The organism is Acinetobacter sp. ABJ-A23_2 (assembly GCF_044538765.1).
GTDB classification, from domain to species: domain Bacteria; phylum Pseudomonadota; class Gammaproteobacteria; order Pseudomonadales; family Moraxellaceae; genus Acinetobacter; species Acinetobacter nosocomialis_A.
The window spans coordinates 1-23,278 of record NZ_JBIUCP010000009.1 but is presented as its reverse complement, the minus strand read 5'-3'; the positions used below and the strand labels follow the sequence as shown (position 1 = coordinate 23,278).

Sequence of the window (23,278 nt, the reverse complement as noted above, 5' to 3'; positions counted from 1 at the left end):
TTGCGCTCTTTTTTATTAAATTAAAATTAAATTTATTCTTTATTAAGCACATAGGCTTTTGTGGGAACAAAATAGTTTTGTTCTAGAAATTCACGATTTTTACCATAATCGCTGTAGAACAACTTCTCCAAATTTACGATTAATTTTTGTTTTGAAATAATATTAAAATAAAAATTAACATCTGATGTTGGACATTGAATCTTTAACTCATGAGCAGCAGAATCAACTTTCCACGTCAAAGAAGGACATAATTGATTAATGGCTGCACTTTTTGCACCGTCTTTATTACTAATTCGGCCAAAATGAATAACATTCCAATACGCCGTACCATCAGGTAATAAATTTAAAATATATTCTGCTTCACCTGTTTCACAATCGGCAAAATTATCTTCACACGAAATACGAGTATGGTAGCGACCCGCATATTGTTGATCTGTTTCAGATAATTTTGAAGTCTTATCTTGCACACCATCAGGCAAGAAAGTTCGTCCCGCGGCATCATCCAAAGTTTTAACCACAGTAGTACTTTTAACTAAACTATCTTCATGTTTAGAGGTCGTTGCTACCGCTGAGTGATCCTTAGAATCGGCATGATTTGCATCACAGGCACTCAGTCCCATACATAAAATGGCAGCCAAACCCAAATGTTTCATTAAAAGACCAGATGACTTCAAAGATATATACATCATTTACATACAACAGCAATGCTACAGTTCAAACTAGAATTCAAGAACGATCTCATCACTGCTACAAACACTTTCAGCCCCGAAAGAGTGCATTTTAGTTGATGTTGCTTTCATTCATTTAAACCATTTACATATTTTAACTATTTTTAGTTTTACCAGACTTTAATTTGCTAATTTTGACGCCATATTTCTATTAACCAAGAGAAATAAATATCTCTTGTCATTTATATATTTGAGGAGAACTACATGACCAATTCTGGTTTATATCGCTCGAACCGACAAAGCATGATCGCCGGTGTAATGGGCGGTATTGCTGAACGTTTTGGTTGGAACGCAAATTTATTACGCATTATTTTCGTATTGGTTTCGGTAATGAGTGCGGCTTTCCCAGGGATTTTAGTCTACTTGGTTTTATGGTTAGTCATTCCTAAAAGACAGCCTGAACAAGTACAAGGTTATCAACAACCTGTTCGTACTGTACGAGAAGAACAAATACATTAAATAACTTAGTTTATTTTGGTCGCTACGGTTGCATCCCCTAATCAACCGTAGCTTTTTTTATTTTAAAAATTATAGTTTTCGATTTAACTGTTGCTGTAAAGCCGCGATCATATCTGCACGACTAATCATTCCTATAAGCTTACGATCTTCAACCACAGGAATGTAGTTAAACGACTTTTCAACAAAGTATGGCACTAAATCTTGAATAGGTTGAGTTGGTAGTACAGTAACCACTCGACGACTCATGATCTGCTTTACATAATGCTGCCAAGAGTTTCTTGGATCAGCTGCCCTTTTAAACCATTCTACGACTTCATATAACGCTAAAGTTCCCACCAAATGGTTTTCTGCATTGACCACAGGTAAACTCATGAGATTCTGCTGTTTAAACTTATCTAATGCCTGATGAATATCATCATCTTCATGTAGTTTAATCACATCACGGCTCATAATATCCTGACAGATATATTGGTTCACCATACGTTCATTAGCGTGCTCTTGCGCTTCTAAAATAATTTTTTCTAAGTCGTACTGGCTGATATCTAACAATTCAGTATGATGTTCTAATGCATACTCAATATCTTTTGGCTGAATTGATACTTTTTGAGTAGGTGTTGGATCTTTGCTTCGCTCATTTAAATGTGCAGTAACCGGATAATGTCGCCCAATTAATCGATTAAAAAATACAGCAAAACCAAGTAGAAGTAATGAGTTGAGCAGAACCGGATAAAAAACGAAATAAAAGCCTAATTTATGAATGGCAGCGCCGCCCAACACAGCCGTAATTGCGACTGCTCCACTCGGCGGGTGTAAAGAGTCGGTGGTCATCATTAAAAAGATGGCAAGCCCAACAGCCACACTAAAAGCTGTAGTTAAATCAGGAATCCACTGCGCACAAGCAACCCCAATAATTCCGGCTAATGTATTACCGACAATAACATTCCATGGTTGAGCCAATGGACTGGCTGATACTGCAAATAAAAGAACAGATGATGCCCCCATAGGCGCGATGTACCAAGCATTAATTCCGCCAAGAACATACCAACTAATTAAGGAAGAAATTGCTAAACCACATAGTGCTCCAATACCGCAAAGCAATCGCTCTTTTAGTGGTAAAACCTTAAAATTCGGCTTTAAAATCTGTAACCATTCTCGCTGTATAACACTCACAGTACACCTTAGGGGATATGCCGTTATTTATAACGGGCAAAAGTATACGCCCAAAGCCACATAAAGTGCATTTAAATTATATCTTTTAAATATCAGAAAACTTGTTGAACATATTCTTACTATTTTAAAACTTTAATATTCAATTAATTTTTCATTCAAATAACGCCAGTACCGTTTCGGCAAATACTGCACGTGGAGTTTGATATTCTGACGTTCTATAATATTTACGCTCTTAAAATAATCTTTCCAAAGCTGATCATACAAAACTTCCTGCTCATCTAACTCAAGCTGAAAACTTTGACTCATGCCATTTTTTAAATTACGGTCAACCTCAGAAGCTTCGAGTGAAACTTCATGTATTTCACGTAAATCATAATAAATTCCAAACTTACGTTGCTCATCATAAATGAGCCAACGCTGATCTTGATAACGCCGTTTAAAATGCGGCTGGATAAGCGGTAAAACATTAAAATCAGGACGAACCAGACTTAAAAAAAGCTCATCTTTAGTTTTCTTAAACCGAATAAAAGCCTCCATTCTATGCTTTTCTCGCCCGACTTTTTTCGTCCACTGCGCAATCGCTAAAACACTTGGGTGCGAATAATCTTTTTCTACAGACGAATGACTACTAAACACATAAATACAATAATTAAATAAATGCTGATAGGCATCTAAAGATTCAGATAAATAAGCAAAATAAAATTGTTTCAACGAAGAGGACGAAAGCTTTTTTTGTAGCGCTACCCACACACGTTCAGCATGTTGCTCGTTATTTGCAACTTCAATTTTATCGGCAAATAAGCCATGTTGAGCCGCATCATTTAAACAGAGCCTGACCTGTAATTCTTTAAATTGAAATGCACGAAAAACACAGCTTAGCAGCCCAACCATTGAACCATCAAAATAGTAAGCGACTTCCTCATTAAACATGGCTAAAACCCAAGGCTTAATTGTGGCGAGAGTTGCTGCACATATTTCGAAGATCCCTGCGTTAAAATTTGCTGTCGAATATAGCCAGAAGATAGTTCCTTTTGGAATTTTGGACTGTCTTCACAGCGAATAAAGTATTTTGCACGCTGGTAAGCCACGCCTAGTTTTTTAAGTAAATCGATATGGATTTTTCCAAAACGGCGAGCCTGCACAATTTTCTTGGCCGATTTCACTCCAATGCCCGGTACACGCAAAATCATTTGATAATCTGCACGGTTTAAATCTACCGGAAACTGTTCAGGATGCCTTAATGCCCAGCTTAGTTTAGGGTCAACATCAAGATCTAAATTAGGATGTTTTTCATTGACGATTTCATTGACTTCAAAACCATAAAAACGCATCAGCCAGTCACTTTGATAGAGACGATTTTCACGAAGCAACGGCGGCGCAGAACCCACTGCTGGCAAGTAATTATTTTCAGTATTAATTGGGATATAACCCGAAAAATAGACGCGTTTGAGTTTAAATTCTTTGTAATGCTTGTCTGCCATAAACAAGACATCTTGGTCTGACTCTTGATGGGCCCCCACTACCATTTGAGTGGTTTGCCCTGCTGGTACATATTTCGGTACATGCTTAATGATTTGGCGTTCATCTTTAAGCTGAATGAGCCTGTCACGGACTAAACCTAAATCTTTCTGTACTTCTTGATGTGATTTTTCTGGTGCAAAAGTTTTTAGCCCAATCTCTGTTGGCATCTCTAAATTAATACTCATACGATCAGCATATAAACCTGCTTCATGAATCAGTTCAGGCGATGCTCCCGGTATGGTTTTTAGGTGAATATAGCCATTAAAGTTTTCTTCAAGACGTAACTTTTTTACCACTTGGAGCATACGCTCCATCGTATGATCGGCCGATTTAAAAATACCAGAGCTTAAAAATAACCCTTCAATATAATTACGGCGGTAAAAATTAATGGTTAAATCTACGACCTCTTGCACCGTAAATGCCGCACGCTGGACGTCGTTAGAGCGACGTGAAACACAATAGGCGCAGTCAAAAATACAAACATTACTAAATAGAATTTTTAAGAGAGATACACAGCGGCCATCTTCGGTATAGCTATGACAAATACCCGAATGACTGGCATCCCCTAGACCTTTATCTTTGTTTTTACGGTCACTGCCACTTGATGAACAAGACACATCATATTTAGCAGCATCAGCAAGAATTTGTAGTTTTTCCCGAATGCGATCAGACATATCAAACGACTCATTTGTGGCATCGTTTAAAAAATATCATTTCGCATTCTTAAATTTAATCTAGTAAAGTACGCTCAGCGTCATGAGATGACGTTTAAAATGAACTAGCTTAATTAACGTATTCTTCAAGCTGCTTTACACGCTTTTCATACTCTTGCATTGGGCAATATGAATACATCGGTGAGCCAATGTATGAACCTGCATTATTACATTCCTGATCTACATAGGCTTTCCAAAGTCGCTGAGATTTTAAAATATCTTGGTAACGTTGTGGCTGTTTGTATTCTTCGCTTTGTGCACGAATTTGATCAATCAGAGCAACAATTTTTTCTTCATAAGTCTTTTTAGCTTGTTCAGAACAACTATACACGACCATATTATTAATACTTTCAAGCTTCATTTCTTTAATGGTCTGGTCTACACATTGATTGTATTCATCTTGCTCATCAGTTTCGGTTTGCGCGTAAAGCCATGGACTACAGAAAAGGCTGGATAAAACAATAAGTTTGCAGCAAAATTTCAACATAACTTCTTCTCAGTTCTATAATTTTTAATATGCTTCAATATAACAAAAAAATGATTATTCACGCACTTGCGCTTGCACCCATACCATTGCTGAGTTTATCTGCCTTAGGGGTCATAACATTAAATTCTGAATTTAGCCTTTATTCGATTGGAGTTATTTTTCTAGCCCACTTCTTATTTTATTTACTTTTTTATGGCCTTCTGGTTATTCCCTTTGCATATATCATTTCCTATTTTCTCGCTCGTAAAAATCGTTTAAATCTGATGAGTATTTTTATCTGCGCAACTGTCATCTGGATTTTGATTAGCCCGATTGCACGTTTGTTTTTTGTCGGTTCATTCCCTTCTCCTTGGTGGGATATTTATAAGATCTACAGTTTTTATCTCATGATTTTATTTACCAGCTTTTGCTACTGGTTAAGCTTGAAGTGGCTAAGCCGAAAACAAATAGGCTAATCGCGCATTCCTTTGATTAAGCCTTTGCCACTCCCCCACAAAATCCTTATACTTAGGGGCAATTTTTCTCATAAATTCGTGGATGCTACATGAGTCGCGCCATCTCGCATATTGATACATTTCAGGGTTTAATTCTTGCCCTACAAAACTACTGGGCCGAACAAGGCTGCGTCGTATTACAACCTTACGACATGGAAATGGGCGCTGGAACATTCCACACCGCAACATTCTTACGTGCTTTAGGGCCTGAGACTTGGAACGCGGCATACGTTCAACCTTCACGTCGTCCAAAAGATGGCCGTTATGGTGAAAACCCGAACCGTTTGCAACACTACTACCAGTTCCAAGTGGTACTTAAGCCAAACCCAGACAATATCCAACAGCTTTATCTCGATTCTTTAAAAGCGATCGGGATTGATACGCTTACTCACGACATTCGTTTCGTAGAAGACAACTGGGAATCTCCAACTCTTGGGGCTTGGGGCTTAGGTTGGGAAGTTTGGCTCAACGGTATGGAAGTGACTCAGTTCACTTACTTCCAACAAGTTGGTGGCGTTGAGTGTTATCCAGTAACAGGTGAAATCACTTACGGTTTAGAACGTCTTGCGATGTACCTTCAAGGTGTTGACTCGGTTTATGACCTAGTTTGGACCAAAGGCCAATTCGGTACCGTGACTTACGGTGACGTATTCCATCAAAATGAAGTTGAGCAATCGACTTATAACTTTGAATACGCTCCAGTTGAAAAATTATTTGAACTCTTTGACTTCTATGAGTCAGAAGCAAACCGTTTAATTGAAGCAAAACTTTCTCTTCCTGCTTATGAGCAAGTGGTTAAAGCGTCTCATACCTTTAACTTGCTTGATGCACGTGGCGCAATTTCTGTAACTGAGCGTCAACGTTACATTTTACGTGTACGTACTTTAGCGCGTGCTATTGCACAAAGTTATGTACAAGCACGTGCGGAGCTTGGCTTCCCAATGGCAGAACCACACTTACGTGATGAAGTATTGGCGCAGTTAAAAGCACAAGCTGAAAGTGAAGCAGCAAAGGCGGAGAAAAACTAATGAGCAAACATACTGTTTTATTCGAACTTGGCTGTGAAGAGCTTCCACCAAAAAGCTTAAAAACGTTACGTGATGCACTACAAGCAGAAACGGTAAAAGGCTTAAATGAAGCTGGTTTAAACTTCGCATCTGTTGAAGCTTATGCTGCTCCACGTCGTTTAGCGCTTAAAATTGTTGATATCGATGCTGCTCAAGCTGATACACAAAAACGTTTTGACGGCCCTGCTGTTCAAGCAGCTTACGATGCAGAAGGCAAACCGACTAAAGCACTTGAAGGCTTTATGCGTGGTCAAGGCATTACAGTTGATCAGCTTTCTACTTTCCAAGCAGGTAAAGTTGAAAAAGTTTGCTATCTAAAAGATGTAAAAGGTCAAAGCCTTGACGCTTTACTTCCACAGATTTTGCAAACTGCGTTAGACAATTTACCAATTGCTAAGCGTATGCGTTCTGCTGCAAGCCGTACCGAATTTGTACGTCCAGTGAAATGGGTTCTCTTACTTAAAGATGACCAAATTGTTGACGCAACTATTCAAGATCATAAAGCTGGCAATGTGACTTATGGTCACCGCTTCCATGCACCTGAAGCAGTGACTTTAGCGCATGCAAATGACTACTTAGCTGCTTTAGAAAAAGCTTACGTTGTTGCGAACTTTGAAAAACGTCAAGCAACTATTCAAGAACAAGTGAAAAAGTTAGCTGATGAAGTTAACGCGACTGCGATTGTTCCAGCGGATTTACTTGATGAAGTAACAAGTTTGGTTGAATGGCCAGTTGCTCTTCGTGCAAATTTTGAAGAGCGCTTCCTTGCTGTTCCTCAAGAAGCTCTCATTACGACAATGCAAGACAACCAGAAGTATTTCTGTTTGATCAATGCGGAAGGCAAATTACAGCCTTACTTCATTACTGTTTCAAATATTGAGTCTAAAGATCCAACTCAAATTATTGAAGGTAACGAGAAAGTTGTTCGTCCTCGTTTGTCTGATGCTGAATTCTTCTTCTTACAAGATCAAAAGCAACCGCTTGCATCTCGTAAAGAAAAATTAGCAAATATGGTATTCCAAGCACAGCTTGGTACGCTTTGGGACAAATCAACACGTATTGCAAAACTTGCTGTTGCATTATCTTCAATTACTGGTGCAAACACAGCCGATGCTGAAAAAGCTGCATTACTTGCTAAATGCGACTTAACCTCTGAGCTTGTAGGTGAGTTCCCAGAACTTCAAGGTATTGCGGGTACTTACTACGCACGTATTGAAGGCGAAAACACTGAAGTTTCAGAAGCTTTAGGTGAGCAATATTTACCAAAATTTGCGGGTGATGTTTTACCTAAAACTAAAACAGGTACAACGATTGCTCTTGCTGACCGTTTAGATACGCTTGTTGGTATTTTCGGTATTGGACAAGCGCCTACAGGTTCTAAAGACCCGTTTGCACTTCGTCGTTCAGCAATTGGTATTTTACGTTTAATCATTGAAAATGAATTAGATGTAACAATTGAAGAGTTAGTAAATCTTGCGCTTCAAGGTTATGGCGATATCGTTAAAGACCATGACAAGACTCTCGCTGATGCTGTTGCGTTCTTGGAAGGTCGTTACCGTGCTAAGTACGAAGACCAAGGTGTTGCTGTTGACGTACTTCAAGCAGTTCAAGCACTTGCACCGAAGTCTCCACTTGATTTTGACAAGCGCGTAAATGCTGTTAACCACTTCCGTACATTACCTGAAGCTGCTGCACTTGCTGCTGCAAACAAACGTGTTGCTAATATTCTTGCAAAAGAAGCCACACCAGAAGGTTCTGTCGTTGAAGCGAACTTAGTTGAAGACGCTGAAAAAGCATTATTTGCCGAACTTCAAGCAGTGACTCCTGCGGTTGAACCATTACTTGCAGCAAAAGACTACACTGCTGCCCTTTCTAAGCTTGCAGCACTTCGTGCGCCGATTGATGCATTCTTTGATGGTGTAATGGTAATGGCAGATGATGCTGACCTAAAAGCAAACCGTTTACGTTTATTGGCTCAGTTACGTAACTTGTTTACTGCTGTGGCTGATGTGAGTGTGTTGCAGGGCTAATTAGCTCATTATTAAATAAAGGGATCTTTTAGAGATCCCTTTATTTTTTAGTTAAACAAATGCTTTAATTTCTTCTAAACTTTTCGATGGCTCAAACCACATAAAATCATAATCGGCCACATCATGAATATAAAACGGATCATTTTTCATGATTTCTTCGGCTTCTTGAATCGAAGAGCTTAAAACCAAAATCACCCCACCTACTCTATTTTCTCGACGGCCCGACGCTAAAAACTTCTTTTGCTCATAGTAATGATCTAAAAACGCAATATGTTCTTTGAGTACAGCATCAACTTCGGCTAACGGTTTTTTATAGGTCAAGGTAACAACAATCATCTCATTCTCTTAAAGCAAGTAGCGCATTACATATGCTTATTCGATAGTACGCCTATTCCCCCAATTCATCCACACCAAACTCCCTACAATAATTACTCCACCTAGCAGCACCATAATTGATGGTTTTTCATTTAAGAAAAGCACTGCCAAACTCATTGCGACAATAGGCGAACAATATAAAAAATTCGATGCAATCGTTAACGGCATATTTTTAAGTACATATCCCCAAAGCACATACGCCATTGCACTTGGAAAAATACCTAATAGGACAACTGACATATTGGCTTGCCAAGTAGCATGTAACATCTCATTCGGTAAATGGGCACTATAAAATAGTAAAGGAATGGTACCGAACCAAATGATGTAGCACATCATACTCAAAGCATCATAATTTAAAGCAAATTTCTTATATAAATTAAAGTACAGCCCCCATGCAATTGCAGCTAAAACAATCAACAAACTGTAAGGGCTCGGCACACCAAAACCATGATCTCCACTAACCACCAACACGGCGCCGCAAAGTCCCAGCAAAATACACAACCACTGTTTAAAACTGATTTTTTCTTTAAAAAGCAAAGCTGAAATAATAAAAGTGAATAGTGGAATGGATTGGCTCAAAATACTAGATGCGACCGCAGTCACATATTGCTGCCCTGTATTGATCAGCAAATGATGCAACGTTACAGAGAAAAATCCTAAGACCCCAAGTGCAGGAACATGTTTCCACTTTAGAGGCTGTATGCCTTTTTTCATGACCAAAAGCAGTAAAAAAACCGATGCAATAAAAAAACGGAGCAAGGCAATATGCTGCGGTGTATATGAGTGCAAGGCACTATGCACACCAATAGGTGAATAGCCCCAACAAAAGACGGTCACAGCAATACATAAATAGAGCTTAAATACGGGAGGCTGGGTTTCGGCAGCAAGAGAAATTGCCATGTTAAATCTGCACTAATGAAATGGAACTCTTTCATCATATGCACATGGATAGTTGAATAAAATTAACTTATATTGAGTTAAATATTCATTAAAAGTGAATGATAAAATATGGATATCGCCCAGTTAAAAATGTTTCAAACCGTGGTTGAATGCGGCACCATGGCTAAGGCATCAATGCAACTACATTGTGTACCCTCCAATATCACAACACGCATTAAACAACTTGAAGAAGAACTCGGTGCACCGCTGTTTTATCGTGAAGGAAAAAGCTTAAAGCTCACGCCATCTGGAGAAATCTTTCTCGATTATTGCCGTAAAATTTTAGCGCTCTGTGATGAAGCCAAACGAAGTATTCATCCTAATGCCCCACCTTCTGGCCCATTAAAAATTGGAGCTATTGAATCGTCTGCCACAACTCGTCTGCCTAGCTTACTTGCGAAATATCATCAACGTTATCCAGAAGTTTCCATTCAAATTATTACTGGCACATGGAAACAGCTATTAGTCGATATTTCTCAGCACAAACTTGATGGTGCAATTGTCGCAGGCAATATTGAGTTCCCGATGCTTAATAAACTCAGTATTTATCAAGAAGACATGGTCCTAATTGCGTCCCATTCTTTGGGAGAAATTCATTGCCAAGAAGATCTGATTGGTAAAGAAATTTTTATGTGGACTGAAGGCTGCCCTTACCGTGCAGCTCTCGAAGATTGGCTTAAACTCAAGAATATTTCACTTCCCATCACCAGCATTACCAGTTATGCCACCATTATTGGGTGTGTGAGTGCGGGTTCTGGCGTGGCGTTAGTGCCTAAGAGTATTTATGAACAATATAAAAATTTAGCGCATATTCAGAGTTATAAGTTTGAACATCTTGCCTTTATGCAAAATCACTTTTTCTGGCATAAAAATGTGAGCAACCACAAAGCAAGAGATACATTTATAGAGTTAATTAAGTCTGAATTTTATTTATGAATATTGGGAATAGTAAGTCTATTGCTATTAAATGATGAATTCTCGTAATCAAATCGTATGGGTTTTATCTCATGGCTGCACAAGGTTTATTTTTAACAGTAAGATCAGCACTTCAACTTTTAAAGTAATTGGGGAGATTGGTCCAAATGAAAACCTTACAAGTGTTATGCGTTGCAAGCTCTATATTGGCTTCATCAACCCTTTTTGCTGAAACAACACAGCCTCAACAAGTAAGTGAAGCAACATCTAAAACTCAACCTTATGGTGATAACCCAAGTTTAGGACGTGTCCTGTTATATAAAACAGGAAAAGGCATACAAAATTTAGGAGACTCTATTCAAGGGGCTTCAGAAAAAACTTCGAATAAAATTAGTGAAAAATGGAAAAACACCAAAGAATTTACAGCTGAAAAAGCAGAAGTCGTTCAACAAAAAGCAGATACCGCAAAAGTCTTTACTGAACAGAAAATAGAGCAAGCCAAACAAAATATTACCAGTAGTCGAAATGGTGAAAACATACCGATAGAACAAGGTGAGTTAAGCAAATCTAGCACGACGACCAATTAAAATTGGGTTTGAGGAGCGCGATCATGTCGCGCTTTTCAAAAATATATACTTTGAAAAAGAAATACACCCACCACAAAGAGCTAGGAATCTGCCTTATGAATAGTCAAAAACTTCTCTTTTCAACACTATGCTGTGTAGCATTAACTGCATGTGCGACCACCAAATCTGTTTCTTCTTATTCTCAGGCACAAGTTTTAGAACAAGATACAAATATTGAAGCTTATCCAACCACCACCGGCAATGTAGCCAAACTTATTAAACACGATAAACAAGCTTGCATGATTGAATTTACGGGTTATTTAGGTGGAGGCCAAGTGACTGAGCACTGGATTTTTAACAATAAAGGCCTGATTTCAGCTCAATCATTTACAGAGCAATATCCAGATTCTTCCGGCATATTAAGTCAAGCCACCAACTCGACAACAAAAAGCTCAACCACGTTTAATATTCAAGATCCAGCAATTCAAAATAATTTTAAAAAGCTCCAGAGCAACTTTAGTAAAGCCAATTTAGAAAAATGTGATTAAAAATTTTCCAAAAAAAACTCGTTGCAGAAGTAATCTTTTGCAACGAGCCATAGCCATTTTAAATTTCTTGGACCTAATAAAAAATTATAAATATGCTATTTAGTTAACGGTTAAACCATTGGTTGCCGCCAGTAAATCAATACGTGGGAAAACTAAGCCCGTTCTTGAGTCAGTAATAGGTTTACCCGTGGTTTTTAAACGGTTAATGGTCTGATCGATAGTTTCAGTTGGTGTAACACTGTTTGCTCTTAATAATGCAATTGCGCCAGCCACATGTGGTGTCGCCTGAGAAGTGCCTCCCATGGTATAGCCACCCGCAGTAATCATTGCTCCTGGTGCCAATAAAGTCACAAGGCTGCCCCCATTACTAAAGCATGCCACCTTGTCCGCTGCCGTGGTTGGGTCAGAACATTTCACTGGGTTCCCCCATGACACACCACCAATATTACTGTCATATACAGCACCTACTCTTACCGCTCCAGCAACACAAGCAGGTGAAGAAATACCATCAGGGAATGCATCATTACCAGTTGCAACTACTGGGACTACTCCAGCAGCTCGCGCATTTGCAAATGCTGTTCCATAACTACTATTACTACATTCAGATTTGTATTTAACACCAGGAACACCAAGGCTCAAATTTATCGCTTTAATATTGTATGTTTTAGCGTTATTTACTGCCCAGTTAATGCCCGCAATGATATCACTATCATAAGCTGAACCTGATCGAAAAACGTCTATTCCAATAATTTTTGTTTTGGTAGCAACTTTAGACACAATCGCTGAAACATTACTACCATGACCATTATCGTCAAGTGAGCCATCATCTGGAGCACTATCAAATGAATAAACGACACGGCATGTACTTGAAGGTGTATTCACCGCCGTACAGCCAAAATCCGAATGCAAATAATTTACCCCTGTATCCAGCACAGCAACACTAGAGCCAGTTCCGTTGAAACCTTTAGTATTGGCCTGAGGCTGATTAATTAAAGGCAGACTTTCCATCGTCGTAGGTTGATTAATTCGGTTTGGATATACAGCCTTAACGTTCGGATCGTTAAGTAAATCAACTAAAGCTTCTCTATTACTAATTCGATAAAAAGCTAAAGGCAAATTATTGTAGTCCCGAAGTACTTGTACCCCTACACCACGATTAAACCTCGACTGTATATTCTTTTTATTTGCAGCAATATAACTTCGCCGCTCCAAACCTGAAGCTACACTTTCCGAAGGGATATTGTATTCAACGATAAGGTCATTAGAATCATTGGTGACCAAAGCATCTAAATCAATTTTACCCTGAAATACTTTTTGTTTTGCTGCCTGATTTAACTGCTGTTTAGCACCTTTAGAGTCCAAAGGAAGAGCAGATGCAGTCGTACTTAAGATCGTACATAGACCTAATAGAAATAACGTTTTACTTTGCATTATTTTTCTCCGTAGTCTTTCGACTAACAATTTACTTATTTCGCTTTTATTTCATTTGCTGGATCTTTTTCTGGATCAATCGGTTGAATAGAAAGATCACTTTTTGTGTCATAAAAAGGAACAGTATCTGCTGATACCGGGCTGGGTTGAGTCGAATTTAAAGATACGTTTTTAGGTTGAGCAGGCTCCTTAAGTTTAGAAAGTAAAGATGAAGTGTCTGGTTGTGATGAATTCGGCTTATGTAAAGCAGAATTGAACACCTCAGATGCACCGCTTGTTGGCTTAAAATAAAGAACAACGGCGACTAAGCCGACCAATATGAAAAGGGAAGCAATAATTTTCATCATTTAAGATCTCTGTTTTTTTGTTTATAGACATCTATATTTATTTTTGATTATTCGAAATAAGGCGCTATTTCTTTAGATATATTTCATGTGAAATTTCTATTTCTTGAAATATATAAACATGAGAAAAGCGAAACCACCTTTTCCCGAATAAGCAAAAATACAGTTCTGCCCTGTACATTTATATTTCTGGCAGAATATGGTTCAAAAAAGCGCCAAAAAGCACCCTATTCTCATAATAAGCAATAACTATGCCGTTAACTCCAATAAAAAATGAAAAAAGAATCATCTTTAGAGATATAGAAAAATGGTTATGTTGAATGCTTTTAATTGTTTTTATTTCAGAGAACAAAAAGAGAGGAAATATTTTGCTGGTTTTAAATCATAAAATATCGATATCTATTTCACTTTATTATTAATATTTTTCTTTCTCCACAATTTCTCCCTTATGTGTTTATTGACTGTAATGCTGTTGTAACGTTTTGATGAAGGTGATTCCCAAGCGAATCAAGGTTTGACTATGATGCGATTGCGTTTATGAAATACCTCACTAAAGGGTATATTCTTTGAAGGATATCGCAATGAAAATGATGAAAACAGCTATCGTGACTGCAAGTGTTCTTGCTTCTGCCTCTATTTTTGCACAAAGTGCGGGCGTTAATGCAGGTGCCTCTGCCCAAGTTAATGTACAACCAGGTGGGCTTGTTAGTGGCGTAGCCAATACAGTCAAAAATACTGCTCACACTGTAGGCCATACTGCAAAACATGCTGGTCATGTAGCGGCTGACACTACAGTTAAAGCAACTAAAAAAACAACAGGTAAAGTGACTGAACTTTCTTCTGATGCTGTAACAGGCACTAAACATTTTGCTACTGAAGCAGCAACAGGAACAAAAAATTTAGCGACTAAAGCCGCAACGGGTACTAAAAACTTAGCAGTTGAAGCTAAAGCTGATACAAAAGCGCATCTTGATGCAGTAAAAACTAAAGTTGCAGAAAAACAAGCTGAACAAAAAGAATTTACTGCTGAAAAACAAGCTGATGCTCAAGCACGTGTAGATGCGGTTAAAGCCCGCGTAGCTCAAAACCAAGCAGAGCAAAAAGAATTTGTTGCTGGCACTAAAGCAGATGCTCAAGCACAATTAAATGCAGCTCAACCAGCTCATGCAGTTAACGCTCAAACAGGTGTAAACGTTGGTGTTAATGTTGCTCCAGTTGGAATTAGTGCAAATGCCAACGTAAATGCAGGTGCTCAAGGTTCTACACAAAAAACTGAAAAGAAATCTTTCGTTAAAGGTCTTCTCGGTACTAACTAATCAGTTATCAATAAAAAAAGGGCAATTTATTGCCCTTTTTTATTTATCTAAAAGTTATTTAGCGTGTTTCAGTTAAAACCAAGCCTGCACGTAAACCGATCTTCACATTTGGGTTTGGAAATAAAATCCAGACCTGCTCTTGCTCAACTACATAATTACCCGAAGGTTGCATCGCAATGATTTCACCTTGGGTAAATGTCGAAAAGTTCGGAGCCTCAGCCGATAAGTTCATTTGGAAATCCTCATCTTTTTTAATTAAAGAGTCAGATACCTGAAACACTCGAATTTTCGATTTATGCCGCATCGGTAAAGCTTGTTCAGAAACCACATTGCGAATGACTTCATCAATTGCAGCAAACTGGCTCAAGTCATTTTGTCCAAATGGCAAGGCTTTACCCAACTCCAAGGTGGCACTCGCAGCTTTAAAGCTCTCACTGGTAAAATGTGTGAAGGTTTTACCTGCAGCGCGGTGATAAACCAAAGCATCTAAATCAGCAGCATCAAGACTTGCTATCAAATCAGCATCGTAGTCATGGGTTTGATAAGGCAATAAAGCAAAGGTTGGTAATAATGAAGCCCGAATTGCCGTATGCAAATCATAGTGATAGCGCTTAGCATCACTCGCACTTTCCTGAAAGAAAGTGGCAACTGCGTGTTCCAAAACCTCAGCTCGCTTAGATTCCTCAGTCACGGGTAGAGTTTTATATCCACCACAAAACATTCGGTTTACATCATCATGCACATAACGCTTACCTTGACGCATTGCATAAGGGTTACCCAACACAAGCAGCAACCTCACAGCAAGGTTTAAACGTCCTGCAAACAAATCGGTGCAAAGTTGAGACAACAACTCAATTGGTGCTGTTTCATTACCATGTACCCCAGCTGACAGTACGACAGCTTTGTCGTACTGTACATATGGCGTACATTCAAGAAGTCCCTCACCTAACCAACGCCAAGAAAAATTTTCTTGTTTTCCCTCGCGTACTGTAGGCTGCTCACCTTGTAAGGTTAATGCTAGAAAATCTTGCATGTCACCTCCTCATTATTTTTGGAAAGGATAAACCGAACCCAAACCTAAAATTTTGGTGAGTTCATCAAGCGCCATACGGCTTTCCATAAGTAGGTGCGGATCTGCCAAATCTTCTTGAGCTAAACGATCACGATAGTGTTTATCTACCCATTGATTGAGTGTGCCAAACAACTGATCATTCATGAGGACTTTTGGATTTACAGCATTTAATTCAGTTTCATTTAAAGCTACACGCAAGCGTAAACATGCTGGTCCACCACCATTACGCATACTTTCACGTAGGTCATAAACCTGAATTGCATCAATTGGTGTACCCATTTGAATCATATCGTTCAAATAGCTCCACACTGCAGCATTTTGGCGAGACTCTTCCGGTACAACAATGGTCATACCACCATCAGGGCGAGTCAAAATCTGGCTATTAAATAAATAAGTAGCCACAGCATCGTCTACCGTAACGCGGCTTTCAGGCACTTCAATCGAAATAAAATCTTCACCAATGCTTGCCATTTTTTGACGAATTTCAGCAAAAGCTTGATCTTGATTTAAGAAAGCGTGTTGATGGTGGAATAGAACTTGCTGGTTACTTACCGCGATCACATCGTTATGGAAAACGCCTTGATCAATCACATCAGGATTTTGTTGAACAAAAACAGTATGAGCATCATCTAAACGATGTAAACGTGCAATTGCTTCACTTGCTTCACGCGTCTGACGTGCTGGATAACGTTTTGGTCCCGGTAAGCCATTATTTAAATGTTGTTGACCATAAACAAAAACCTGAACACCGCGCTTAGCATAATCACCACCTAAACGATTGTGATTTGCTGCACCTTCGTCACCAAATAAAGCCACTTGTGGTAAAGCTTCATGGTGTACAAAGTGACGTTCATTTTTAAAGATGGCTTGTAAAACTTGGCTCGTTGTTTCAGCTTCAATTGAACGGTGAAACTTATTGTTCAGGTTCGCTGCTGTAAAATGCACGCGTTCATCTTGGCTATCTGCCGAAGGTGAAACTGTTGCAGCATTTGCAGTCCACATTGGAGAAGCTGAACTTAAAGATGACAATAGCTCTGGTGAATAACGCATTGCTTGAGCAACAACACTAATGTCATCTCCAGTAAAACCTAAACGGCGTAACATTGGAACATGTGGACGTTCATGCGGAGCAAGTACACCTTGTTTCATTCCCATATCAGCCAAGGCTTTCATTTTTAATAAGCCTTGTTTCGCTGCTAATTTTGGATTCGAGGTGTTATTACGGTTTTTGGTTGATGCTTCATTACCAAAAGACAAACCCGCATAGTGATGTGTTGGACCCACTAAACCATCGAAATTTACTTCATATCCTTTCATTTTTTCTTTCCCTAGTGTTAAGGCAACACAATCCCTGGAGATAATTTTTCTGGCAAACTTAAGCTTTCACTTTCAAGTGAAGCCATTGGCCAAGCACAATAGTCAGCAGCATAAAACGCGCTTGCACGGTGGTTACCCGAAGCTCCAACACCACCAAATGGCGCAGCACTTGAAGCGCCTGTTAATGGTTTGTTCCAGTTTACAATACCGGCACGTGCTTCAATCAGTAAGTCATCAAAGAGTTCACGTTTTGGAGAAACCAAACCAACAGACAAACCAAAACGAGTTGCATTAGCAATTTTCAATGCTTCATCAAAGCTGTCATAACGTTGAATGGTAGTAAGCGGACCGAAATATTCTTCATCTGGAATACCAGCCACACCTGTTACATCAACAATACCTGGAGTAAGTAGCGAGCTGTCTTCTTGAGGACGCGTCATTGGCAATAAGCTTTTGGCACCAAGCTCAAGTAACTTTTGCTGAGCATTCATCATGTTTGTTGCAGCAACTGATGAAATCACACCACCCATAAATGGTTGTTGTTCGTCGTTCCAGCGGCCTACTTTCAGGTTTTTAGCCACTTCAACAAAACGTTGAATAAATGCATCACCTTCAGCACCATTTTTGACTAAGATACGGCGTGCACATGTACAACGCTGACCTGCCGAAACAAAAGCAGATTGAATAGCAAGATTAACTACTGCATCGACATCAACAATTTCATCAATAATCAATGCATTATTGCCGCCCATTTCAAGCGCAAGAATTTTTTCAGGTGCACCCGCCATTTGCTTATGCAAGTGATAACCAGTGTTTGCACTTCCAGTAAACAATAGACCATCAATTTCATGGGAAGCCGCCAAAGCTTCACCAGTAGTACGGCCACCTTGAACTAAGTTCATTACGCCATTTGGCAAACCTGCTTGTTGCCAAAGTTTTACAGTTTCTTCAGCAGTCCAAGGTGTTAACTCACTTGGTTTAAATACAACTGTGTTGCCCGCAAGCAATGCAGGAACAATATGTCCATTTGGTAAATGGCCCGGGAAGTTATATGGACCAAAAACTGCAAGTACACCATGTGGACGGTGACGTAACGATGCTACACCATCTGCCATTTCAGTTGAGCTTTCACCGGTACGTTGGTGATAAGCACGAATCGAAATCGCAACTTTGCCAACCATTGACTGAACTTCAGTTAACGTTTCCCAAAAAGGTTTACTGGTTTCTTGGCTAATGACTTCTGCTAAATGTTTTTTATTTTCTTCAAGCAGCTTTGCAAACTTTTCTACAATCGCTACGCGCTCAGCAAAAGGTAAGCGTGCCCATGCAGGAAATGCTGTACGTGCCGCTTGGCAAGCTTTCTCAACATCACTAGCTGTAGCTTCAGTACCAGACCATACAGTTTGGTTATCAACCGGATTTGTTTTTACAAATGTTGTACCGCTGCCTTGTAACCAGACACCGTTTATAAATAAAGAGTTTGACATCAGGATACTTCCATAGGATTTAGTGATAACACACGAACAGCGTGACCTTCTTGTACGCCGAGTTTTTCAGCTTGTTCATGGGTTAAATTTAGAGTGCTATCTACGAGATCAAGCTTCATTAACATAGCTCGATAGTCGTGATAATTATCATTGGCAACAAGGTATTGTGTTTTACCTACTGTTGCTTCATTTGTAATTTTGACTGTTAAAAATTGGCTTTCTTTAACTGCACGTAACTCATCAATATTGGCTTCAATGGTTGGGCCCGCATCAAAAATATCGACATATCCTTGATAACGTAAACCTTCTGACTCAAGCACATGATAAGCAGGCAAAGTATGTGGATGCATTTTTCCAATTACTTCTTGCGCGTCTTTTGGCAAGAGGTCTACATAAACTGGAAAACGTGGCATAAGTTCCGCAATAAAAACTTTTTGACCAATTCCACTTAAATAGTCTGCTGTGGAGAAATCCATATTGAAGAAATGGTGTCCAATCGCATCCCAGAAAGGCGAGCATCCATTTTCATCAGAGAAACCACGCATTTCAGCAATGAGTTTTTTCTCAAAATATTGCTTAAATGCTGCGATAAACATAAAACGGATTTTTGATAAGAATTTACCGTTTTGGTTCTCACGACGTTCCGGATCTAAAAATAATGTACAGAGCTCACTACTTCCTGTTCTGTCATTACTTAAAAATAGAGTCGGTAATGCTTTATAGACATTTAATGCTTTTGAAGCGTGTACTTGTGTTCCCACATGAAAGTTGTACCAAGGTTCGATTAAACCTACAGCAACTTCAATTGCACTCACCCCAATAACACGTTGAGCTTCTGTATCTTCAAGAACAAACAAATAACCTTGTTCGCTCTTATGAACATTACCATTTAAAGTATTGCGAGTACGTGAAATTCGAGCCGAAAGCGTATCCATATTTTGTGGCAAGGAAGTCAGGCCAACACCTGACTTACCTGCTAATTTATAAATATCTTCAAGGTCTCGAAACTCGGCATGACGGACAATCATCATGGCTAGCTTTCCTTTTTTTTATTTAGCCAACTTTGCCAAAGCTCTTTTTAAACGAGCAATTCCTTCATCAATATCTTGTTCAGGAATAATCAGAGAAGGAGTAAAACGAACCACGTTTGGTCCTGCGATTAAAGCGAGTAGTCCTTCTTCGCCTGCCCAAGTTGTAATGTCTTTTGCTTTACCTGCATATTCAGCTTTTAATACACAGCCAATCAATAAACCTTGACCACGAATTTCATCAAAAACTTGATATTCAGCATTTAAAGTATTTAATGCATCAAGGAAATATTGATGACGGTGTTTTACACCTTCAAGTACTTCTGGCGTATTAATAAACTCGAATACAGCACCAGCAACCGCACTTGCTAACGGATTACCACCATAAGTTGTACCGTGTGTACCCACTGAAAAATGCGGCGCAAATTTATCAGTTGTTAACATTGCACCCACTGGAAAACCACCGCCCAATGCTTTTGCAGTAGTGAGTACATCTGGTGTAACACCATAGTTCATGTAGGCATAAAGTGAACCTGTACGGCCTACACCTGTTTGCACTTCATCAAAAATAAGTAAGGCACCAAACTCATCACACAGTGCACGTAAACCTTTTAAAAATTCGATGTCAGCAGGGATAACACCGCCTTCGCCTTGGATCGGTTCAACAATCACGGCACATGTTTGTTCGTTAATGACTGCTTTGGCAGCTTCTAAATCATTGTAAGCAACATGGCTAATGCCGTTTGGAAGTGGTGCGAAGTCTTGTGAATATTTAGGTTGACCACCTGCTGAAACGGTAAATAATGTACGGCCGTGGAAAGCATTATTAAATGCCACAATGCCACTTTTACCCGCAACACCGCTGTCGAGTCCAACTTTACGAGCAAGCTTTAATGCTGCTTCATTCGCTTCTGCACCTGAGTTACAGAAGAATACTTTGTCTGCAAATGTATTTTCGGTGAGTTGTTTAGCAAGGCGTAGAACAGGTTCATTGGTATAACCGTTACCTACATGCCAAAGTTTTGTAGCTTGTTCTGTTAATGCATTTACTGCCACTGGATGCGCATGACCTAATGCGTTTACTGCAATCCCGCCTGCAAAATCGATATATTCTTTATTTTCTTGATCCCAAATACGTGAACCTTCACCACGTACCGGAATGAAATTTGCCGGTGCAAAAACTGGAACCATCCAGTCATTAAAGTTGCTTCGAGTTACAGAAATTGGCTGTTCCATGCTTACCTCAGTATCTATTTAATTTATTTAATCTGTCTTACTGTCTTTCATTTAATTTATTTAGAAAAAGGGACTGAACAAATAACCCTATACATCCTTTATATTTGCTCAGCCCACTTTTCCTAAAAGGTAATTTCCTCAGATTAGCCTGGGAAAATACCGCGTTCTTTACGAGCTTTTAAGATACGCTCACATGCCAAGATGTAAGCTGCTGTACGTAAAGTACAAGCATTGCTGTTTGCTGTATTCCAAACGTCATGCATAGCTTGAACCATCAACTTGTCTAAACGCTCGTTGATTTCTTCTTCGGTCCAGAAGTAGCTCGCCATGTCTTGAACCCATTCGAAGTAACTTACAGTTACACCGCCGGCGTTACATACCACATCAGGAACCACAACAATGCCACGCTCAACTAAAATATCTTCAGCTTTAGGATAAGTCGGGCCGTTCGCGCCTTCTAAAATCAACTTAGCTTTAATTTTTTCAGCACGTTCAACTGTGATTTGACCTTCTAACGCAGCAGGAATAATGATGTCTACATCTGCAGTCCAGAAATCTTCATCAGCAATTGCTTGCGCGCCAGCGAAACCACCAACACCACCTTGGTTTGCATTTACGTGTTCACGTAATGCAACAAGATCAATACCGTCAGCATTGAAAATTGTGCCAGTGTGATCTTGAACGTGAGTGATTTTTGCTTTTGATTCAACAAACAAGAAAGCAGCTTCACTACCTACGTTACCAAAACCTTGAACAGCGATTTTCGCGCCTTCAATTGGTAAATTGATTTTTGCAGCTACTTCGCGACCTGTAACGAATACACCGCGACCAGTCGCTTTAACACGACCTAAAGAACCACCTAAGTGAACTGGCTTACCAGTTACAACACCAGTTACTGTATAACCTTGGCTAGTAGAATAAGTATCCATCATCCAACCCATGATATTGGCATTTGTACCAACGTCTGGAGCTGGGATATCTTTTTGAGGCCCGATAATATGACCGATTTCAGTCGTATAACGGCGAGTTAAACGCTCTAATTCACGATTTGAAAGTTTACGTGGGTCAACACGGATACCACCTTTTGCACCACCAAATGGTAAGTTCAAAACAGCAGTTTTAATTGTCATCCATGCAGATAACGCCATCACTTCATTTAAATCAACGTTTGGATGGTAACGTACACCACCTTTACCAGGACCACGAGACAAGTTGTGTTGTACACGGTAGCCTTCAAAGTGCTGAATAGAACCGTCATCCATCACGATTGGCACGTCAACAATAAGCGCACGCTTTGGACGTTTTAAAGTGTCGATAAACTCAGCTAAGTGGTCTAAGTACGGAGCAACACGGTCAATTTGTGCCAAGTAAGTTTGCCATGCATCGCTGTGTTCGTTTACGTATGAAAGATCTGACATCTTTTTTCCTATTTACCTATACAGACTCAGATGTGATAAATCCGCAGTCTTTATTATTCAGCAACCAAAACCTTGCAATAACAATGTCTTGATTTATTTATAAAATCTTCAGCTCTTCTAAAGCTTCAGACCTTTTAAATTCCATCTTGTGATATCAAAAGTACGATTTACTTTTATATATCGATATCTTTTACAATCTTTCTTTTGCCTCATCTGCTGTTTATAAAAACGTCTTTATAAAAGCAAAAGTTCCACCGCAATCAACTCAAACAAGTCGATCGTAAATAAGTACAAAAGAGGTGATATAACCGTTTGGGAGTTAAAAAGAACTAGGGTTCATAAAACGAAAAAACCATAAGTCCATAAAATTATTTTTGACTAATCGATAGATCCCTCCATTAGTCTTTTTAAATAAAAATTGTTCACTAATACTGCAAGCTTCACGTCACTACTCAAGCTGGTTAATCATGCTTTCATATAGACATAAAATCTTTAAGTAAATATAGCACAGCGCAAGGTAATTTAGAACATTTTAAAATAAACAAGCAGAGAAAAAATAATCAATTTTCTCTAAATTTTATAATAAAAAAGTAACTGAGCCTAAAAAAACCTTAAGC

At 39.1% G+C, this 23,278-nt stretch carries 23 protein-coding genes; 8 read left to right on the top strand and 15 right to left on the bottom strand.

The features are described from left to right. Positions 1-32 precede the first annotated feature (32 nt). Entirely contained in the window at positions 33-680 is a 648-nt protein-coding gene (locus ACH63V_RS05030; RefSeq protein ID WP_396462938.1) for a hypothetical protein, read from the bottom strand. 252 nt (positions 681-932) lie between these two features. Between ACH63V_RS05030 and ACH63V_RS05025 the strand changes: the two genes are divergently transcribed. Then, positions 933-1,187, top strand: coding sequence for a PspC domain-containing protein (locus ACH63V_RS05025; RefSeq protein ID WP_002052345.1), 255 nt, complete (start codon positions 933-935; stop codon positions 1,185-1,187). Between the two features lie 69 nt (positions 1,188-1,256). Here the strand turns inward: ACH63V_RS05025 and ACH63V_RS05020 are convergent, their stop codons facing one another. From ACH63V_RS05020 to ACH63V_RS05005, 4 genes are all read right to left on the bottom strand, one after another. Continuing rightward, a complete protein-coding gene (locus ACH63V_RS05020) occupies positions 1,257-2,357 on the bottom strand; it encodes an HPP family protein (protein ID WP_396462921.1) in 1,101 nt (366 codons plus the stop codon). 132 nt (positions 2,358-2,489) lie between these two features. After that, positions 2,490-3,287, bottom strand: a complete 798-nt coding sequence (locus ACH63V_RS05015; RefSeq protein WP_396462920.1) for a TIGR03915 family putative DNA repair protein — start codon at positions 3,285-3,287, stop codon at positions 2,490-2,492. 2 nt (positions 3,288-3,289) lie between these two features. Continuing rightward, entirely contained in the window at positions 3,290-4,552 is a 1,263-nt protein-coding gene (locus tag ACH63V_RS05010) for a putative DNA modification/repair radical SAM protein (protein WP_343568770.1), read from the bottom strand. A gap of 109 nt (positions 4,553-4,661) precedes the next feature. After that, a complete protein-coding gene (locus ACH63V_RS05005; RefSeq protein WP_396462919.1) occupies positions 4,662-5,078 on the bottom strand; it encodes a lysozyme inhibitor LprI family protein in 417 nt (138 codons plus the stop codon). A gap of 29 nt (positions 5,079-5,107) precedes the next feature. Here ACH63V_RS05005 and ACH63V_RS05000 point away from each other — a divergent pair, with 29 nt between their 5' ends. The 3 genes from ACH63V_RS05000 (at position 5,108) to glyS (ending at position 8,669) form a co-directional block, all read left to right on the top strand. Continuing rightward, positions 5,108-5,533 (top strand): hypothetical protein, encoded by a 426-nt coding sequence (locus tag ACH63V_RS05000; protein ID WP_396462918.1) that lies wholly within the window; start codon positions 5,108-5,110, stop codon positions 5,531-5,533. Between the two features lie 89 nt (positions 5,534-5,622). After that, a complete protein-coding gene (glyQ, locus tag ACH63V_RS04995; protein ID WP_002044989.1) occupies positions 5,623-6,600 on the top strand; it encodes a glycine--tRNA ligase subunit alpha in 978 nt (325 codons plus the stop codon). Beyond that, on the top strand, positions 6,600-8,669 hold the full coding sequence (glyS, locus tag ACH63V_RS04990) for a glycine--tRNA ligase subunit beta (protein ID WP_396462917.1): 2,070 nt from the start codon (positions 6,600-6,602) through the stop codon (positions 8,667-8,669). The genes glyQ and glyS overlap by 1 nt, the downstream gene beginning before the upstream one ends. A gap of 51 nt (positions 8,670-8,720) precedes the next feature. Here the strand turns inward: glyS and ACH63V_RS04985 are convergent, their stop codons facing one another. Together ACH63V_RS04985 and ACH63V_RS04980 are read right to left on the bottom strand one after the other, a co-directional pair. After that, positions 8,721-9,005, bottom strand: a complete 285-nt coding sequence (locus tag ACH63V_RS04985; RefSeq protein ID WP_016142940.1) for a YciI family protein — start codon at positions 9,003-9,005, stop codon at positions 8,721-8,723. Between the two features lie 36 nt (positions 9,006-9,041). Next, positions 9,042-9,944 (bottom strand): DMT family transporter, encoded by a 903-nt coding sequence (locus ACH63V_RS04980; RefSeq protein WP_396462916.1) that lies wholly within the window; start codon positions 9,942-9,944, stop codon positions 9,042-9,044. A 108-nt stretch (positions 9,945-10,052) separates the two neighbouring features. Here ACH63V_RS04980 and ACH63V_RS04975 point away from each other — a divergent pair, with 108 nt between their 5' ends. From ACH63V_RS04975 to ACH63V_RS04965, 3 genes are all read left to right on the top strand, one after another. Further along, on the top strand, positions 10,053-10,919 hold the full coding sequence (locus tag ACH63V_RS04975; RefSeq protein WP_396462915.1) for a LysR family transcriptional regulator: 867 nt from the start codon (positions 10,053-10,055) through the stop codon (positions 10,917-10,919). Positions 10,920-11,065: 146 nt separating this feature from the next. After that, the gene (locus ACH63V_RS04970) at positions 11,066-11,485 is read left to right on the top strand and encodes a hypothetical protein (protein ID WP_263614683.1); all 420 of its coding nucleotides are present in this window, start codon (positions 11,066-11,068) and stop codon (positions 11,483-11,485) included. Positions 11,486-11,580: 95 nt separating this feature from the next. Beyond that, the gene (locus ACH63V_RS04965) at positions 11,581-12,012 is read left to right on the top strand and encodes a hypothetical protein (protein WP_396462914.1); all 432 of its coding nucleotides are present in this window, start codon (positions 11,581-11,583) and stop codon (positions 12,010-12,012) included. 99 nt (positions 12,013-12,111) lie between these two features. Here ACH63V_RS04965 and ACH63V_RS04960 read toward each other — a convergent pair whose 3' ends face one another. Both ACH63V_RS04960 and ACH63V_RS04955 read right to left on the bottom strand, forming a co-directional pair. Then, positions 12,112-13,443 (bottom strand): S8 family serine peptidase, encoded by a 1,332-nt coding sequence (locus ACH63V_RS04960; RefSeq protein ID WP_311069768.1) that lies wholly within the window; start codon positions 13,441-13,443, stop codon positions 12,112-12,114. A gap of 35 nt (positions 13,444-13,478) precedes the next feature. Beyond that, positions 13,479-13,787, bottom strand: a complete 309-nt coding sequence (locus ACH63V_RS04955; RefSeq protein ID WP_031945722.1) for a hypothetical protein — start codon at positions 13,785-13,787, stop codon at positions 13,479-13,481. 581 nt (positions 13,788-14,368) lie between these two features. Between ACH63V_RS04955 and ACH63V_RS04950 the strand changes: the two genes are divergently transcribed. Then, positions 14,369-15,103, top strand: a complete 735-nt coding sequence (locus ACH63V_RS04950; protein WP_396462913.1) for a hypothetical protein — start codon at positions 14,369-14,371, stop codon at positions 15,101-15,103. A 58-nt stretch (positions 15,104-15,161) separates the two neighbouring features. On the opposite strand, the gene astE is transcribed toward ACH63V_RS04950, so the two are convergent. From astE to ACH63V_RS04920, 6 genes are all read right to left on the bottom strand, one after another. Further along, positions 15,162-16,136: a succinylglutamate desuccinylase gene (astE, locus tag ACH63V_RS04945; protein WP_396462912.1), complete on the bottom strand. Its 975-nt coding sequence runs from the start codon at positions 16,134-16,136 to the stop codon at positions 15,162-15,164. A 12-nt stretch (positions 16,137-16,148) separates the two neighbouring features. Beyond that, positions 16,149-17,492: an N-succinylarginine dihydrolase gene (astB, locus tag ACH63V_RS04940; protein WP_396462911.1), complete on the bottom strand. Its 1,344-nt coding sequence runs from the start codon at positions 17,490-17,492 to the stop codon at positions 16,149-16,151. Between the two features lie 17 nt (positions 17,493-17,509). Continuing rightward, entirely contained in the window at positions 17,510-18,979 is a 1,470-nt protein-coding gene (gene astD, locus ACH63V_RS04935) for a succinylglutamate-semialdehyde dehydrogenase (protein WP_396462910.1), read from the bottom strand. After that, complete coding sequence (astA, locus tag ACH63V_RS04930; RefSeq protein ID WP_396462909.1) at positions 18,979-20,010, bottom strand: arginine N-succinyltransferase; 1,032 nt, start codon at positions 20,008-20,010, stop codon at positions 18,979-18,981. Before astA ends, astD begins: the two co-directional genes overlap by 1 nt. Positions 20,011-20,028: 18 nt before the next feature. Then, positions 20,029-21,243, bottom strand: coding sequence for an aspartate aminotransferase family protein (locus ACH63V_RS04925; RefSeq protein WP_396462908.1), 1,215 nt, complete (start codon positions 21,241-21,243; stop codon positions 20,029-20,031). 143 nt (positions 21,244-21,386) lie between these two features. Beyond that, a complete protein-coding gene (locus ACH63V_RS04920; protein ID WP_134262440.1) occupies positions 21,387-22,661 on the bottom strand; it encodes a Glu/Leu/Phe/Val dehydrogenase in 1,275 nt (424 codons plus the stop codon). Positions 22,662-23,278: the final 617 nt, after the last annotated feature.

What these genes read in the sequence shown, in the direction of transcription:
- ACH63V_RS05025 (WP_002052345.1), top strand. Translation starts at nt 933, where the DNA reads ATGACCAATTCTGGTTTATATCGCTCGAACCGACAAAGCATGATCGCC.
- ACH63V_RS05015 (WP_396462920.1), bottom strand. Translation starts at nt 3,287, where the DNA reads ATGTTTAATGAGGAAGTCGCTTACTATTTTGATGGTTCAATGGTTGGG.
- ACH63V_RS05010 (WP_343568770.1), bottom strand. Translation starts at nt 4,552, where the DNA reads ATGTCTGATCGCATTCGGGAAAAACTACAAATTCTTGCTGATGCTGCT.
- ACH63V_RS05005 (WP_396462919.1), bottom strand. Translation starts at nt 5,078, where the DNA reads ATGTTGAAATTTTGCTGCAAACTTATTGTTTTATCCAGCCTTTTCTGT.
- ACH63V_RS05000 (WP_396462918.1), top strand. Translation starts at nt 5,108, where the DNA reads ATGCTTCAATATAACAAAAAAATGATTATTCACGCACTTGCGCTTGCA.
- glyQ (WP_002044989.1), top strand. Translation starts at nt 5,623, where the DNA reads ATGAGTCGCGCCATCTCGCATATTGATACATTTCAGGGTTTAATTCTT.
- glyS (WP_396462917.1), top strand. Translation starts at nt 6,600, where the DNA reads ATGAGCAAACATACTGTTTTATTCGAACTTGGCTGTGAAGAGCTTCCA.
- ACH63V_RS04985 (WP_016142940.1), bottom strand. Translation starts at nt 9,005, where the DNA reads ATGATTGTTGTTACCTTGACCTATAAAAAACCGTTAGCCGAAGTTGAT.
- ACH63V_RS04980 (WP_396462916.1), bottom strand. Translation starts at nt 9,944, where the DNA reads ATGGCAATTTCTCTTGCTGCCGAAACCCAGCCTCCCGTATTTAAGCTC.
- ACH63V_RS04975 (WP_396462915.1), top strand. Translation starts at nt 10,053, where the DNA reads ATGGATATCGCCCAGTTAAAAATGTTTCAAACCGTGGTTGAATGCGGC.
- ACH63V_RS04970 (WP_263614683.1), top strand. Translation starts at nt 11,066, where the DNA reads ATGAAAACCTTACAAGTGTTATGCGTTGCAAGCTCTATATTGGCTTCA.
- ACH63V_RS04965 (WP_396462914.1), top strand. Translation starts at nt 11,581, where the DNA reads ATGAATAGTCAAAAACTTCTCTTTTCAACACTATGCTGTGTAGCATTA.
- ACH63V_RS04960 (WP_311069768.1), bottom strand. Translation starts at nt 13,443, where the DNA reads ATGCAAAGTAAAACGTTATTTCTATTAGGTCTATGTACGATCTTAAGT.
- ACH63V_RS04955 (WP_031945722.1), bottom strand. Translation starts at nt 13,787, where the DNA reads ATGAAAATTATTGCTTCCCTTTTCATATTGGTCGGCTTAGTCGCCGTT.
- ACH63V_RS04950 (WP_396462913.1), top strand. Translation starts at nt 14,369, where the DNA reads ATGAAAATGATGAAAACAGCTATCGTGACTGCAAGTGTTCTTGCTTCT.
- astE (WP_396462912.1), bottom strand. Translation starts at nt 16,136, where the DNA reads ATGCAAGATTTTCTAGCATTAACCTTACAAGGTGAGCAGCCTACAGTA.
- astB (WP_396462911.1), bottom strand. Translation starts at nt 17,492, where the DNA reads ATGAAAGGATATGAAGTAAATTTCGATGGTTTAGTGGGTCCAACACAT.
- astD (WP_396462910.1), bottom strand. Translation starts at nt 18,979, where the DNA reads ATGTCAAACTCTTTATTTATAAACGGTGTCTGGTTACAAGGCAGCGGT.
- astA (WP_396462909.1), bottom strand. Translation starts at nt 20,010, where the DNA reads ATGATGATTGTCCGTCATGCCGAGTTTCGAGACCTTGAAGATATTTAT.
- ACH63V_RS04925 (WP_396462908.1), bottom strand. Translation starts at nt 21,243, where the DNA reads ATGGAACAGCCAATTTCTGTAACTCGAAGCAACTTTAATGACTGGATG.
- ACH63V_RS04920 (WP_134262440.1), bottom strand. Translation starts at nt 22,661, where the DNA reads ATGTCAGATCTTTCATACGTAAACGAACACAGCGATGCATGGCAAACT.